17 protein-coding genes and 1 tRNA gene are annotated in these 14775 nt (G+C 64.6%); 9 read left to right on the forward strand and 9 right to left on the reverse strand.

The features are described from left to right. Positions 1–68: 68 nt before the first annotated feature. From ADL01_RS36825 to ADL01_RS36840, 4 genes are all read left to right on the forward strand, one after another. Positions 69–347, forward strand: a complete 279-nt coding sequence (locus tag ADL01_RS36825) for a hypothetical protein (RefSeq protein ID WP_053746411.1) — start codon at positions 69–71, stop codon at positions 345–347. A gap of 81 nt (positions 348–428) precedes the next feature. Next, positions 429–830 (forward strand): ANTAR domain-containing protein, encoded by a 402-nt coding sequence (locus ADL01_RS36830; protein ID WP_053746412.1) that lies wholly within the window; start codon positions 429–431, stop codon positions 828–830. After that, positions 827–1183: a PRC-barrel domain-containing protein gene (locus tag ADL01_RS36835; protein ID WP_053746413.1), complete on the forward strand. Its 357-nt coding sequence runs from the start codon at positions 827–829 to the stop codon at positions 1181–1183. The genes ADL01_RS36830 and ADL01_RS36835 overlap by 4 nt, the downstream gene beginning before the upstream one ends. Before the next feature lie 40 nt (positions 1184–1223). Then, positions 1224–1595, forward strand: a complete 372-nt coding sequence (locus ADL01_RS36840) for an ANTAR domain-containing protein (protein WP_053746414.1) — start codon at positions 1224–1226, stop codon at positions 1593–1595. Positions 1596–1863: 268 nt separating this feature from the next. Here ADL01_RS36840 and ADL01_RS36845 read toward each other — a convergent pair whose 3' ends face one another. The 7 genes from ADL01_RS36845 to ADL01_RS46970 form a co-directional block, all read right to left on the reverse strand. After that, entirely contained in the window at positions 1864–2580 is a 717-nt protein-coding gene (locus ADL01_RS36845; RefSeq protein WP_053746415.1) for a GAF and ANTAR domain-containing protein, read from the reverse strand. Positions 2581–2659: 79 nt separating this feature from the next. Continuing rightward, on the reverse strand, positions 2660–3421 hold the full coding sequence (locus tag ADL01_RS36850; RefSeq protein ID WP_234354917.1) for an ANTAR domain-containing protein: 762 nt from the start codon (positions 3419–3421) through the stop codon (positions 2660–2662). Then, on the reverse strand, positions 3418–4083 hold the full coding sequence (locus ADL01_RS46965) for a hypothetical protein (RefSeq protein ID WP_234354918.1): 666 nt from the start codon (positions 4081–4083) through the stop codon (positions 3418–3420). Before ADL01_RS46965 ends, ADL01_RS36850 begins: the two co-directional genes overlap by 4 nt. Continuing rightward, positions 4080–4499 (reverse strand): STAS domain-containing protein, encoded by a 420-nt coding sequence (locus ADL01_RS36860; protein ID WP_053746416.1) that lies wholly within the window; start codon positions 4497–4499, stop codon positions 4080–4082. The genes ADL01_RS46965 and ADL01_RS36860 overlap by 4 nt, the downstream gene beginning before the upstream one ends. A gap of 556 nt (positions 4500–5055) precedes the next feature. Continuing rightward, positions 5056–5143 (reverse strand) — tRNA-OTHER (locus tag ADL01_RS45060). Between the two features lie 84 nt (positions 5144–5227). Beyond that, positions 5228–7075, reverse strand: a complete 1848-nt coding sequence (locus ADL01_RS36865; RefSeq protein ID WP_053746417.1) for a caspase, EACC1-associated type — start codon at positions 7073–7075, stop codon at positions 5228–5230. After that, complete coding sequence (locus ADL01_RS46970; RefSeq protein ID WP_234354919.1) at positions 7072–7881, reverse strand: hypothetical protein; 810 nt, start codon at positions 7879–7881, stop codon at positions 7072–7074. Before ADL01_RS46970 ends, ADL01_RS36865 begins: the two co-directional genes overlap by 4 nt. Positions 7882–8458: 577 nt before the next feature. On the opposite strand from ADL01_RS46970, the gene ADL01_RS36875 reads away from it, so the two are divergent. The 5 genes from ADL01_RS36875 to ADL01_RS43130 all read left to right on the forward strand — a co-directional run bounded on the left by ADL01_RS36875 (position 8459) and on the right by ADL01_RS43130 (position 12349). Then, complete coding sequence (locus ADL01_RS36875) at positions 8459–8704, forward strand: hypothetical protein (RefSeq protein WP_234354920.1); 246 nt, start codon at positions 8459–8461, stop codon at positions 8702–8704. A 102-nt stretch (positions 8705–8806) separates the two neighbouring features. Beyond that, a complete protein-coding gene (locus tag ADL01_RS36880) occupies positions 8807–9463 on the forward strand; it encodes a hypothetical protein (protein ID WP_234354921.1) in 657 nt (218 codons plus the stop codon). A 61-nt stretch (positions 9464–9524) separates the two neighbouring features. Next, a complete protein-coding gene (locus ADL01_RS45065; protein WP_159049732.1) occupies positions 9525–9953 on the forward strand; it encodes a DUF6907 domain-containing protein in 429 nt (142 codons plus the stop codon). 699 nt (positions 9954–10652) lie between these two features. After that, a complete protein-coding gene (locus tag ADL01_RS45070) occupies positions 10653–10817 on the forward strand; it encodes a hypothetical protein (RefSeq protein WP_159049733.1) in 165 nt (54 codons plus the stop codon). Between the two features lie 350 nt (positions 10818–11167). Next, a complete protein-coding gene (locus tag ADL01_RS43130; protein WP_234354922.1) occupies positions 11168–12349 on the forward strand; it encodes a hypothetical protein in 1182 nt (393 codons plus the stop codon). A gap of 779 nt (positions 12350–13128) precedes the next feature. On the opposite strand, the gene ADL01_RS47965 is transcribed toward ADL01_RS43130, so the two are convergent. Together ADL01_RS47965 and ADL01_RS45075 are read right to left on the reverse strand one after the other, a co-directional pair. Continuing rightward, positions 13129–13530 carry a mCpol domain-containing protein gene (locus ADL01_RS47965; protein ID WP_107091098.1) on the reverse strand — a complete coding sequence of 134 codons (402 nt, stop codon included), beginning with the start codon at positions 13528–13530 and terminating at the stop codon, positions 13129–13131. Beyond that, the gene (locus tag ADL01_RS45075; protein WP_159049735.1) at positions 13523–14566 is read right to left on the reverse strand and encodes a hypothetical protein; all 1044 of its coding nucleotides are present in this window, start codon (positions 14564–14566) and stop codon (positions 13523–13525) included. The genes ADL01_RS47965 and ADL01_RS45075 overlap by 8 nt, the downstream gene beginning before the upstream one ends. Positions 14567–14775: the final 209 nt, after the last annotated feature.

Genomic DNA, 14775 nt, shown 5'->3' on the forward strand with positions numbered 1-14775 from the left:
GGACTACTGTGTTGGCACAGGCCCCAGCCCCCGGCAGTGATGTCTTGTTCCGCTCCGGGAGGCCCGCCGTGTTCGTCCTGCTTCTCATCCTCATCGTGGTCCTGTTCGGCCTCGGCTTCATCAACTCCTTCTGGTGGGTGGCCGCCGCCGTGTTGGTCTACGGCGCCACCCGGCACGACCGCGACGGCGGGGGAGGCTGGATCCGCAGCGACGGTTCCGATCTCGGGAACTACCGGGACTACGAGAACCGCCGGGACCGCCAGGACCGCTGGAACCGCCGCTACAGCCGCCGCAACCGGGCGCGCTGGAAGCGCGAGGACCGCCGGGACGGCGAACGCCGCGGGTGACCAACGAAGTTGCCCGACACCCAGAGGGCCGGGACGGCTTCGGCCACGCCGGACGAGCGGAATCGTGGAGAGGTGGATGCCATGCGTCGCACAGCCCTGCTTCCGGAGGATTGGTGGGATCTGGCCGTGGAGGCCCCGGCAGGGGATCCGGCGGGTCAGGACGTCGTCGCGCTGCGCGCCGAGAACGATCAGCTGCGGCGGGCACTGGCCGGCCGTGCGGTGATCGATCAGGCGTGCGGCATGGTGATGGTCCTGGCCCCCTGCCTTCGTGGGCCGGCCAGGAACCTGCTGGTGGACATGTCGCGGCAGTCCAACGCCAAACTCCCGGAGGTGGCCGCGGCCGTGGTCGCCGTCTGGGAGGGTGAGCCGCTCTCGCGGCTGATGCGACGAGGGCTGCGGCGTGCGCTGCGGCGGCTTTACGCGGAAGACCGGGGTTGCGGCACACCACCGGCGGATGAGCCGTCCGGAAGGGGAAGGTCATGATCCACGCAGCCGACGTCCGGGAGTGGCGCGACCTCGACGTCGTCGATGCCGACTCGCACAAGATCGGTGTGCTGGAGACGGTCTATGTGGACACCACCACCGACGAGCCGGCCATGGCCACCGTACGGACCGGACTGCCCACACGCCGCCGACTGGTCTTCGTTCCCCTGGACGACGTGATCGCCGGGCCGGGTTATCTCAAGGTCGGCTATGCCAGAGCGCTGGTGAAACAGGCCCCTTCGATCGGCACCGACGACGTGCTGCCCGCCGAGCACGAGGAAGCGATCTTCAAGCACTACGGACTGCCCTACAGGCCCGGTGCGGCCGGCGAACGGCAACTGGCGCGCCGCTGACCACCTACCGACAGGATGACCGCCCTGTGAGACACACGCCATGCGCCAACTGACCACGCACCGTGACGTGCGGCCGCTGTTGACGGCTGTGCCCTCGGGCACGCCCTTGGCAGGCGATGCGGCTCTGCTGGCCGAGGTCGTCGAACTACGCGCCAGGAACGAACAGTTGGGGCGGGCGCTGGCCACCCGTGCGACGATCGACCAGGCACTCGGCATGGTGATGGTCCTGGCGCCGTGTTCCAGCGAGCGGGCGTGGGATCTCCTCGTGGAGGTGTCGCAGCACAGCAACATCAAGCTCCGGGACGTGGCCGCCGCCCTGGTCGCCATCACGCAGGACGAGACGCTCCCCGAACCGGTACAGCGGGAGCTGTGCCGGGCGCTGCGGCGCCTTCACGCGGCGAACCGGGGATGACGGAGTGCGCGTCCATCGGCCGGCACCGGGGGCCGTGAGCTCAGCCCCGCGGCCGTCGGACCCATCCGTGGGCAGCGGCGATCGGACGGCGGACGCCCTGTTTGAACACCGGCTCTTCGGGAAACCGTTCGGCGTGCCTCCGACCAGAGGCACGCCCCTGGGAGCAGCTCTCGCAGCTCCCCTGTATGCCGCGGTCCGCCGACTCCCACGGTGAGTGACCTCACCCATCTCGAGGCGGTGCACGGGCGGCGCCTGGACGCGGAGTGGGTCAGGACCCCAGACCGACGAGGGCTTCGGAGCCGTCGATGAAGGCGCGGGCCACGTCGGACAGGCGCCGGTTGTGCGCGCGGGCGTAACCGCGCAGCTCGGTGAACGCCTGCTCCATGTCGATGTTCTGGCGTTCGGCGAGTTTCCCCTTGGCCTGTTCGATCAGTACGCGGCTGTTCAGTGCGGTCTGCAACTGTTCGTTGAGGACGCTGCTTTGATGGGTCGAGCGTTGTTGCAGCAGGCTGATGGTGGCGACGTCGGCCATGGCCTGGGCGACGAGTGTGCCCACCGGGTCGAAGGGCCCTGGGGCGGTGCGAAAGAGGTTCAGGGCGCCGACGACCTCGTCCCGCAGGCGCATCGGCAGCGCCTGGACCGCGCCGAAGCCGCTGCGGTGGGCGGCCGTGACGAAGCGCGGCCAGCGGTCGACCTCCCGGGTAAGGTCGGGGACGATCACGGGGGTGCCGGTGCGGAAGCACTCCAGGCAGGGGCCCTCGTCGTTCTGGAGCTGGAAGAGCTCCAACAGGCGTACCTGTTCGGCGGAGGCGGCCATGACGCGCAGTTCGCCGTCGCGGTCCGCGAGCAGCACCCCGGCCGCGCTCGCGCCGAGCAGCCCCACGCAGCGGTCGGTGAGCAGGCGCAGGAAGTCGATCAGGTCGAAGTCGGCGACCAGGTTGTCCGCCAGCTCGACGAAGGTCTTGGCCAGGAGCTGCTGATTCATCGTGTCACCCTCGATGGAGACTATTCCCGCCGGGAGGGGGGCGGGAAGCACAGCACGTTCGTCGGATGGCACCGGTACATCAGGTCTCCTCGTCGGTACGTCTGGACTCCGTGTCCGGGGAGAAGCGGAGCCGACGGGCCACCACATCTGCGGCCACGTCCGCGAGTCGGCGTCCCCGCGTGAAGGCGTAGGCGCGCAGCCGGACGAAGGCTTTGTCGATGCCGACGCCGAGTTGGGCGGCGAGCATGCCGGTGGCCTGGTCGATCTCCGCCCGGTAGCCGCCCAGGTCCTCGAAGCCTCGATCTGCCGGCGCTCCACCGGCGGGTGCGCCCGTCTCGTCGATCCGCGCGTCTAGCAGGAACAGCGTCGCGAGATCGGCGAAGGCCAGCGCGTCGGCCAGTTCCTCGGCGTCCAGCACGGTCGGCACGTCGGCGTACAGGTCCAGGACTCCCGGGCTGATCGCCCCCATCTGCAGCGGGAGCGCGAAGACCGCGCGTGCCCCGGCTTCCAGGGCCGCGTCCGCGAACACGACCCAGCGATCCGGCACCGCACCGGTCAGCAGATCGGGCGTCAGAACGGCCGAGCCATGGGTGAAGGCGTCCACGCACGGCCCCTCGCCCAGGGTGAGCTGCAGCTCCTCCAGTCGTCCGCTGATGTCGTCGGTGCTGCACAGCGGATGACTCGCCGCGGTCTTGGACATCGCCGACAGCCCGGCCCCGCCGACCGGAAGGGCGGCCACGGCCGCAGCGCACACATCCACCACACCGACCCGGGCACCACGAAAGGCCGCCTGCTCCGCGACCAGCACCTGAATCCGCGCCGACCGGCTGTCGGGCCTCACCCGGGCCCCCGCGTCCAGGCATCGTGCGCAAGACCCTCCAGCCGCGCCGCGGTTCGCTGCCCGACCGGAAGGACCGGCACCCGGAGCAGCGTGGCGCTGACCGGCCGCCGGCTCTCTCGTACGTCCAGCCATCGCCAGGAACGGAGCGCGGCGCGGGAGGGGCGATCGGCGCGGTCCACGAGAGTGACGCCGATCGACGCGGGGTGGCCGTCCAACAGCCGCTCCCGCAACCGGCGGGCCACGTCCCGGTCCTGCGAACACGGGCGGACCAGGAGGTCGGTGATCGCGAAGTCTTCGTCCGGCTCGTTCAGTTGCTCGAAACCGCGCGGCAGTGCCCCGTCGAACCCGAGCCACCAGAAGCCGTCGCCGGGCACCGGAAATCCGAAAGCGCATCCCACCGGACAGTCGGTCTCCGCGATCACCATGGTGAATCCCGGCCGACGGATCCCGACGGTGAGACGGTTCAGAGAGTCCTCGCGGCCGGGAGGACGGTACGGCTCACGAGGAGACGTCGCGCGGGAGTCCACGTACGGATCCGCGAGCCCCTCGCTCAGGCCCCGCACCTGCCGGCGGTTCACCCGGCGTAACCGCACCGCGTCCACGGTGGGCGCCTCGCCGCCACGGGGCTTGTACGGCTGTCCCCGCTCCGGCCATGCCGTCACCGCGCGTCACCCGAGACAGCGGCAAGCGGAACGGACCGGTGCGGCAGGGCTTGGGCGGTCGGGGCTGAGACATCGAGAGGAGGTGCCGGATGCCCGAGCGGAGGGCCGAGGAGCAGGGACCCGGAGCCGGTGACGTCGAGTATCAGGCTCAGTGTCCGTGGCGGGTGGTGCAGTCGCAGGGCTCCCCCGGCCTCGGCGGTCTTCTGCGCGGCGTGGAGAAAGGCGTTGAGGCCGCTGCAGTCACAGAAGGTCACGAGGGCGAGTTCGACATCGACGGTGCGGATGCCGTCGCTCAGGCACCGTGCCAGTGCCGCGCGCACCAGCGGGACCGATTGCAGGTCGATCTCACCGGCCAGGGTGATCAGTGCCCGGTTGCGTCGGTCGCGGCGGTGGACGGTGAGCTGGGGGAAGGACATGGCACCTCGGTTCGGATGACCATCCGCCAGGCCGCGCGGAGACGCCGGGACAACCCGGCCCCTCGGCGCGCTCCTGGCAGGGGCGGACGTTCGACGGAGGCAGAGCAAGGGCCGACCCGGCAGTCAGTGCGACAGGCCAACGGATCCACCCAGGTCCCTCCAGGGATGCGCCGGGTGACGGACGAAAGAGCCCGCTCCCCACAGCCATCTGCGTCGAGCAACGACAAGCCGCCGGGGTCTGGGACGTCCGTACGGCAGCATAGTCCTCAACCCGGTGCTGTGGACGGCCCGAAGCCGCCCAGTTCCAGGATGCGGGCGGTGCCGAAGGCCAGGGGCACGCTACTTGGGAGAACGGCGCCAAGACGGCGAAGCTGATCCCACGGTCACGTCCGGCAGCCACCGACTCGTCCACCTCAGCCGATCCGCAGCCCACGGACACTTCCGCGCAGGCATCGCTCCCACACGGCCCCGAAAACAAGCCAGCACCCGAACCAGCCGAAGCCGACCCGGGTGCTGCTTAGCAGGTCAGAGGGGTTATTCCCCTCCCCTGCTCCCGTAGACCCTGTGGGACTCGAACCCACAACCAATGGATTAAAAGTCCTGGTCAGGATATGAGGACGAGTCCGGGTACCGCTTCAGAGTCCGGAACGATCAAGGTCAGAGCACACTCACGTGACACTCGGTCCGCGCCGCATCGGCTTGTGCCACTCCATCCGCTCACGCATCGCTCACGCACGAAGCGTCGTAGGCAAGGCGTGCATATCCCCTCGGGAGTCCGTCAGGTATAGCCAGTCATTAGTACAGGCCGGGGCCCCTCGACGGTCAGCGCTCAGAAGCACGTCGTAAGAGTGGAGCTTCCGGCCAACGGAGAGTTTCCAAGCTGTCAACGTCGCCGCACGATCAGCAGTGAAGAGAGTGTCGCCTACCGCAAACGGCCGGGTGAGAACACGTCCTTTGGTCTTCCGCCCCCATAGCTGGGCGCCACTCTTTGCATCGAGGGCGACAAGCCGGTTGTCCACGTCACCGAACACCACCAATCCGCTCACCGCAGCCGGAGCGGCAGCGAGGTTGGCTGCTGCGTCGAACCGCCACAGCGGTTCACCGTTGGTCGGGTCGACGGCCACAATCCTCTGGCGATAGAGATCGACCTGTTGGACCAAGTAGACGCCGGAGTCAGTGACAGCCCATTCTCCGGAAAGCGGCCTTTCGGGCTGGTAAGACCAGTTTGGTTGGCCTGTGACTTCCAGGACTGCCTGGACTCGCCTCTCCGCGAGGTCCGTAGTGTCACCCAGAGGCCGGGGCTCCTCAGTCATGATGATCACATTGCCTGCGGCCACTTCAGGAGGACAGCCGACGGCTGATTGCCCCAACCCTTGTGACCAGCGAACGCCATCGGACCGGACATCGATCGAGTGCAGGGAACCGTCCGGGCTCATTGCGTACAGTGTGTCTGCGGAGACGCTTAGAAGGCCGTCACAGACTCGCAGCCGGGCAAACCGACGAGGTTTCCCCGTTCGCAGGTCGACGCTCCGCAGCAAGCTGCCCGGGCCTGGGAAGTAGGCAGTGCCACTGTGGAAGACGGCGCTGCCGGGGTAGTTCGTCTGAATCAGCGGGTACCGGCGGCGGGACTCGGCGTCGAACACGTGCAGGCTGTACTTTTCGTGCACTACCAAGGTGCCGTCGGACAGGACGGGCTGACGAGCTGAGCCGGAAGCGGCCGAGACCCGCCAGGGCACTTTAGCTCGACGGATCGGGGACGGGCCGGCAGTCCGACGGCTCAGGGTCTTCTTGGTGGTACGCGAAGACCGCTGCCGACGCTTCTTCTTCACCCTGGCCAGCGCTATGTCGTACTGCATCTCGCCACCCAGCCGCGGCGTCTGTTTGACCCCTTCCAGATGGAGCCGCTCAGAGGCGTACTTGAACAACTCCTGAAGGGTGACAAGACCATCGCCATTGAGATCGGCGTCACCACTGCGCAAGCCTTCGACGATCGCTGAGGTGAAGCGCGAGAGAGCAGGTGTCTCCGCGTCGGAGTGATCCCCTTCCCAGGCTCGCTGCATCCGGGTGCCGGCCGTGACGATGACACGGCCGTGGCCAGCCAGTACCTCCTCGAAGCCTGCCGATTCGCTCCCCTTGGCGCCAGGAATGAACAATCCGCTGTAGCAGCAGTCCACCACAACAACAACGCTGCGAGCACGGCACTCATCCATCATGTCGTGGACGAAACTCGCGGAGATCGCCGAGTGCGCGGGGCGCTCCGGATCGGTGTTCCGAACGGCGAAGTAAAGCTTGTCGCTGCGGTTCCTGACCCCGTGACACGAGAAATACAACAAACAGACGTCATCCCGTCGCGCGGTGAGGAAGAACTCCTCGATCGCTCGCTCCAGCATGGGCCGGTCGGCGTCGACCAGTTGTTGGACCTCGAACTGGCCAATCTCTGGATCACGCAGGACCTCGGTCAATCCAGCGCAGTCCGCCTCCGGAGACAGCAGCTTGGAGAGTTCCGGGTGATCGTAGGTTCCAGTGCCGATGAGCAGGGCCCTGCGGTGGCCTTCGCCCAATGTCTGGGCGGTCACGAGGTCGAGGGCTGCGGTTGCACAGTGGCCGTTTCATCTACGTCGGGTGCCCCGTCATGGGCCAGGAAGGCGTCGATCAGCCGTTCCCGCTCAACATCCGAAGAGTCACTCAACTCGATGGTGCGGCCGTCCAGTTCCACCTTGACGCCGCGAACTGGACGGTTCTGTAGCCAAATCTCGGCAAGGTTGAGGACCTGACGCAGGACGAAGGGGGCGGCGGTGACAGCCACCGCTCCGGCAGCGATCAGTTCACCACTCTTCGCCCCTGCCGGGATATCACTGGGGGAACGCGCCAACTGCACGTCTGCCACATCCAGTTCGAGGAGAGAGCGACGCAGTTGGCTGCCCAAGCTAAGGAGTTCGTCGTCATCGGTGTCTGAAAGCCCTATCAACTCCAGCCGCACGGTCTTGCTCATTTCCCACGCCCCGCGATCTTTGCTTTGTGTCCAGAGCACCCTACTGGCAGTGACCGTGCAGCGGTGGGCTCTCCAGCGAATCGCCCTTCTACTCATGGCTTCGCGCTGGCTGCCTACCGCCTTCGCCGTTGATGAGTTGAGGGCGTCGACCGCACGGCCGGCGCCGTCACTGTCCGCACGACCACGGCCAACATCACCAACGGGATCACCATCCGCATCACCACAGCCTGGGTCAGCGAGAACTAGGAGCACCAGCGCGCCGCTCGGCACCCGCCAGGGCCCGGCACGGAGCCAGTGGAAGGTCACCGTGAACAGTGCGGCCCTGGCGGCGACGACAAGGTCACCTTCGACGTGACGGCGTCCACCGACAGCCCCGGGGACGGGCGACATGGCCGGCATCGTCCAGAAGTTCGTCGACGTCGTCGATGTCTCCCCGGACTTCCAGATGACCATCGCGACCCGCACCTGCTCCTACGTGGAACGGATCATGCCCAACGCGTAGCTGCTGCCCGCTCCTTCGCCCCGCGCAGCCCGGCTGGGGCTTTTCTCATGCCTGGAGGCCGCAATGGCCTGTTGTCCCGGTGCCACCCGGATGCCGCGGCGGCCGGAGTCGGAAGCGCAGGCGGCCCGACGCAGTCCATCGCGCACTCGCTGGCCGCGCCATGGGCGGCAGAAGCGCACCTTCGAGCACTGACGTGACTCCACCAACCTGCAGTCGCACTTCGGGCTCGACTACGAGGGCGGCCTCGCCCAGTTCATCGGCTCGAGGCCCGCACCGACGCGAACCGGCACGTCGCCGGACGAGCGCCGTGTCTATCGAGACCGACAAGCAGGTCGAGCAGGCGCTTCGCTTCCACTTATTAGTCGTGAGTAGAGAAGAATAGGAGTACCTTTTGGTACCAGAGAGGGTGTGAGCATGAGGATCACAGAGGAAGCCCGCAGTCGGACAACCCGGACGACAGCACCGTTGAAAGTCGATGCGGTCATAGACGAGCTGATCGCCGACGGCGCCCACTTTCTGGGGATGACGAAGAAGGACCTGGTCGCGGAGGCCGTCCGGACCTACTTGGAGATCCGCCGTGAGGAGGTTCGGGCCAGCATGCTGGAGAAAATGCGCAAGCTTGACGGATCCGTGGAATCGAGCGTCTCACTGCTCACCGGACTGTCACCGGAGCGGATCAAGGAACTCGGCGGAGTAGGCGAGGACGACTGATCCGTGCGACCCGCTCGACCCACCCTCCGCGCACTCCGCGAGGACCTGAAACTACCGCTACCGTCAGCCCGGGAACCGCTCGATGACCTGGATCATCCGATCTTGGCCAAGGCCAGGGAACACTTCACCGACGACGAGGCCGGACATGAGCGGATCCGCTCGGTCGATGATGAGGTGCTCTTCAAAGTCAAGGTCCAACGCTGGCGTGGAGCGGTCTGGACCGGCGAGGATCTGCCCTGGCTCATCGCAGCGGGGCAACGCGAGGACGGGTCACCAGACGACTTCTACTCAGTTCTGGAGACGACCGCGAGGGCTGCACGAGCCCGCTATAACGCCGACAACCGTCAGCCCTTGAGCACCAGGACGTACGTCGGGCATCTCCTCCCTGACCAGAACGACCGTGACCGCTACCAACTCGAAGCCGGCGCCCGATTTGTCCGCCATCTCGCTGCGGCTGTTCGGGAGCTCACTCGTGGATCACTGCAGGACGGGCATGAACACGCTGCCGACTTTCCCACCTTCCGCCTCGGCATCCTCGTACGCGCCGACGACGGCCATGAGACCTATACAGCGGTGCGCATCACCGGCTCCGTGCCCGACGATCTCATCGCGGTCATCCTGCGCCATGTCCCCGGCTGCGATCCCACCGTCTGGTACCCCGAGTACGCCCTCCCCAGCCGCCCCCTTCTTCCCGCCGAGCAAGCCTGGTCGACCCTCATGGATCCGAAGGCCGCGGCTGAACTCCTGAACGAGGAATGAGTTGGAGTCCCCACTCCACGCCGATCCAGGGCCAATGACTACCGGAACAGGGAGCCCGCTCGTGCCTGATCACGACAACTCGTCCCGGACAGTGACTGTCCCCACCTGCGACCACGGTCCTGTCACCGTCTGGGAACCCGACTGGTGTACGGGAAGCGAGACAGAGCATCAGCCCGGCGGCTACCGCGTCGACATCACGCACACGAGCCCTGACCATGAATTCACGACCTCAACCAGCCGTGGCATAGCGGTGGTTCTGCGTACGTGCTTCGAACAGCGCCCCTTCACCGAGCGCCCACCCGGTCACGTCCCCTTCGTGAACGTCGAGATGGATGGCGACTGGTATCCACACAGTTCCGACGACCTGCGCCGGCTCTCGGACACCCTCACGGCACACGCGGATCAGCTCCGGGCACTTGCCGACCGCCTCGACGGTCTGACCAACGCCTTCGATGCCGCACAGAGGAGCGCCTGCGGCGGCGAACCCTGAAAAAGGACGTGGTGGCTAAACAAGTCACGCTGCTTGTCGGCACACCCGCTCACGCAGACGAACTCCACACATGGCGTGGCCCCGGCCAGGAGGACCGGTCGGGGCCACGAAACTGCTGGTCAGAGCCGCAGAGCGGCCCGGACCTCGGTAGACCCTGTGGGACTCGAACCCACAACCAATGGATTAAAAGTCCTGGCCAAAGCATGACGGGTAGTTCCGGATGCTCTCTTGCCATCCGAAACCGCCTGGCCAGGAGGACTTCACCATGCATCGGGTTCGGTGCCTGACGGCTCCTGCCGGACCGTCCGCTCACGCATCGTTCACGCAGAGCACCCCGCATGAACTGCACGGAACACCCCGGACGGGCCACGCTTGCGGATCAACCCAAGATCAAAAAAAGCAGGCTCGACCCTGCAGACACCGGCCCGTTCGACGGGCAGCCTGGGTGTATCGGCTCAGACTCGTTCCTGTGGCGCGGATCTTCAAGATCAGTAAGTGCATCAACTCTGATGCTGCCCCGCGCTCTCACGGCGGCGAGTCTTGTACGCCGTGCCTCAAAGGGGCTCGGCTCGTTGGGTTCAGCCGCGTGTCCATCTGATCTCGTGGGTGAAGCCGAGGGTGATCACGAAATATACCCAGCGGGGTAAGGACTTCGCGGTGCGAGGCGGAGAGGCTGGTGCCCGAGGTGGGGAGCAGTCGATGAGCGGGCTCGCGGTGGAAGTCGAAGTCGTTACTTCCATCTGTGCTGCGCGGGTTCTGATTCGCCAACTCCGAGGGCTGTTGGTGGACATCGGTAACGCAATCCGCGCCTGGCGCTCCGTGCGCGACATCTTGCGGGACGAGCAGGACGAACACCAGGGCTGACCTAGGCGCTCGCTCCGACTTGGCGGCGGGCGGTCGGCAGCAGAGACCGCTGTCACCGCTGGGCTGGATCTCTGCGGCCGACCTGGTGGCGAAGGAGCGCGGCGTTCCGTTCGGAACGGAGCCGAGGTTCCGAGTCGGCGCGCTCCGTTTCGGAACAGCCGCAGGTGCTGGTCAGCTCTGAACAGCACCTGCTGATCATTTGCTCCGCGTCTCCGTCTGCAGCGAGTGACCGCGCACGGTCATCAAGGGTGTGCAGACGACGGCGACACCTCAGACTCATCCCAAGGATCACTGGGACGCTTCAGAAAACGGGTGAGAGCGCCGCGCGGAGCAATCTACGATCGTTCACCATGGGCGTGTACATGAGCCAGCATCGGACAGATGCGGCACCGAAGCGAGCATCAGAATCGGATGCCGAGTTCTTCGAACGGATCGCCGGTCCGTTCTGGGACCAGGTTCGGGATGTGATCAACGAGTGGTGGTCGCACTTTCCCCCCGATGCTCAGCCCGGCCTGCGTAGTCGGCTACAGGATCGCAATTCCGACGCGAACGTCTACTCCGCGTTGTGGGAGCTGTACGTGCACGAGATGCTGCTCGGCTCCGGTTGCACGGTGGAGATCGAGCAGCAAGTAGGCACAGGGGGCAAGTACCCAGACTTCCTGGTCACCCGTGGCGACGAGCAATTCATTGTCGAGGCGATCTGGACAGCCGAGAATCTGGACGCAACCGGGAGCAGCTCGCTCCCGCCTCAAGTGGCGGACGCGATCGACCGCGTTCCGAGCCCAAACTTCTACGTGTCATACAAGGTTGTCAGCGCTGGCTCGACTACTCCGCAGCAAAAACGCTTGAAGAACGAGCTGACACGATGGCTGGCAAGCTTGGACCCCGACCAGGTCATTGCCGAGTATGAGCAGAAGGTGCCGCTACCCAAACATACCTGGCAGGAGGCAGGTTGGCGCCTCAACTTCGAGGCGATCCCCCGCAGCCCCGGCAGACGAGGCGATCCGACGAGCAGGACAATAGGCATCCATCCCTGGATTTGGGTCGCCGATGACTCAGATCGGGTGCTCAAAGCCGTGCGAAAGAAGGGCAAGAAGTACGGCGACTTGGCGCTGCCATTCATCGTTGCGGTTGGTAATTCGGCCGTCTTTCCGGAAGATGAGGACACCGAGACCGCGTTGTACGGGACCTCGGTCGAGTACGCCCACCGCACCGGATCGACTTTCGGTCGCAATCCCGACGGCTACTGGACTGCTGCACAAGATCAGGCCCATAGCCGGGTCAGCGGCGTGCTGACCGTCGACAACCCGGCACCTTGGACCTGGGCGAAAAAGGTCCCAGTCCTCTGGCAAAGCCCCGCACCTGGCTCGCTTCCGGCCCCCGTTCTTGCCACCTGGGAATCGGTACAATTGGCCGATATTCACGTCGAACGTCAGCCAGCGGCTCGCCCCATCCACACGTCTCTTGGTCTGCCTGAGCACTGGCCGATCGGGGATGCTTTTCCCCGGCGTCGGCCAAGCTCCGAAAGCTGAGGGCCCGACGCGAACGGGCGGATGCCTGACGTGTGGAGAGCGCCCAGGGACCAGAGCAGGTCCCCTCGTCATACCGAGCAGAGGTGTCTTCACAGCCCAGTAACCGGCTGCCCCGTGAGTGCCTGGGTGATCTGCCAGATGGCAGCATGCTCCTGCACTTCACGTGGGATCGCGACCTTGTCGACCGGCTACTGCTCACCGTCGAACGTGCTGGCCGCATCCATACCAAGACAGGGGCCACCGTCCCCAACGCGTCTACTACGAGTCGCATCTCTTCCTCCTGTATACCCTACCTCGCGCACCCCAGCTGCCCGACTTGCAAAGTTCTGTTGTGCGCCCTCGGCAGACTGGCCGCGCTCTCGGCACGCCCCTTGCGCTGTTCGGCTCGTAAACTTCTCTGGCCACTATTACGGCACCAACTCCTCGTGCATCATGGCCTCTTATGGATGAGGGAATAGTCGCGCTGATAGCGGCAGGTTGCGGGCTTCTCGGCTCGATACTGGGAGCTGCTTTCACGGCATGGGATACCAAGGCCGGAGCAGACAAGAGCGCTGATGCTGTGCGCGGACAGGCACACGACCAGGCTGCAAACGAGCACGCTCATTGGCTACGGCAACAACGTCTTTCCGCCTGCGAGGGGGTTCCTCGACCGTGCGGAACTCAATCGCAAGTCCGTCCATACGTAACGACTGATCAGCCTAACTCTTCGCCAGAAGTCGGCCACTCTTGAAGTACTGACGCTGTTCCCCAGCTGATGGCGATCCTCGATCGGGGAAATTTTAGCTGTCTCGCGGGTAAGTTATCGCGCGACGCTTTCCTGCAGCCTTTGCCATTCTCAGTGCGACAAAACTTTCACGCAGAGTTTCACCCATCCCGGCCGAGAATGTAAATTTCCCCGGGCGCTGGAGGTCCGAGAGCCGATCACATATAGAACCAATGTCAGGGTTGTCGATTCGCGCCAAGACGCTATCACCCCCCGCCGACACGACGTAGACGCCTGGGATTTCATTAAGTGAATCAACCAGTTCGTCAATCGATGCAGAAATCTCCTTGGATGACGCCACGAACGAGTCGACGTCGTTCGCTAGAAGGTGTGCTTCAACCTTGCCCCCTACATCGTCACCATCGATGATCAGATAAGACAACACGGCTCCATTTCTCGGGGCTGTCAAACTATACATAGGAAATAATTTCGGTTCTCAGACCGAGAGGCAAAAGGGAGCCGAGGGCAAAGGCAAGCGACGTTGGGGCCGAAATAAATAGGCGCCCCTCCGGAACTGACCCGTGTGCTGCATTCATGGAAGAAAGGTGACTCGCCCAACCCTGTAGAGTGCGTTTCAGTAGTTCATTATACGCGCGGTGATCATTGGGGAAATCTGGGCACTCGATCACAAGTGCTGTGCTGCAGATATCGCCTGCGTTCACTTGATAACGGGCATGAGTACCCGCAGCTGCCGCAGCTTGCGCATCCATGGCGCGACTTGCGGAATTTTGAGAGATGCAGACGATTAGCGCATGCCTGTTTATGTTTCCAGGATTCAAATTTACGGTCTGCATCTGCACCGCACTAGGTAGTTGATAATTGACCTCCGACGTGCGCGGCCCCGTGGGCGTGCCTACGAGCTGCAGGGGAGGCAAAGCCCCAACTGCACCCGAGTTGGAAACCTGATGTACGGAGATCTCCTGAAAATCGTGGACTCTCAGGGATGCCCCCTGCGCACTATTAAACACCTCCCGTCCAAGCTGGAATGAGTTCTCAAGGCCACTGGTAAGATAGAAGGAGATTTCACTCGACTTTCGAGGATTCTCCTCCTTAAGCCGAGCCTCGATCACTTTCTGCGTCAGCCGCCTCCTATCTACTCCTGAGCCCGGATGCAGTTCGTCGGCATTTACGTAGAAAAAGCTAATGTGTTTAGCTTTAGCCTCTGCTGCATATTCCAGAAGTCTCGCATCCGACCACCCGGAAGTTGGTTCTGGCTGCAGAAATACAGCGACTCCGACTCCGGAGCGTCCGTGGAGGCTAATCCAGCTAGCAGCCAGGATGAGGAACCCTGCAATCAGAATGCAGATTTCAGTTCGCTTGCCGCCGGGAATCATTCCGAGAAAATCGGGGAGGGTGGAAGCTACAATGGCAGTGCCGATTGCCGCAACCAGCGCAGCAAAGATCGCTCGATCCTCGTTAACTCTTCGGTAGCTTCGCCTAATGCGGCCCGCCATCTCGCCCCTTACCCACCCGCGTAGTCAGTAGCACCACAGCCGTAATCTACCGGGTCTTGTGTTCGCCCACTGGCGATCGCATCCGACCTTGAGCGCATGAAGTCGTCGGGGTACTCAGGTTGAACTCGTAGAGCCTGCGGGGGTCGTGACGGTTCGTGATCCCTGCGGTACGACGGGATCATGAGGTATGCGCAGAGGGGCGGGTACAC

This window comes from Streptomyces sp. NRRL WC-3618, assembly GCF_001280005.1.
In the GTDB taxonomy this organism is placed as follows: Bacteria; Actinomycetota; Actinomycetes; order Streptomycetales; family Streptomycetaceae; genus Streptomyces.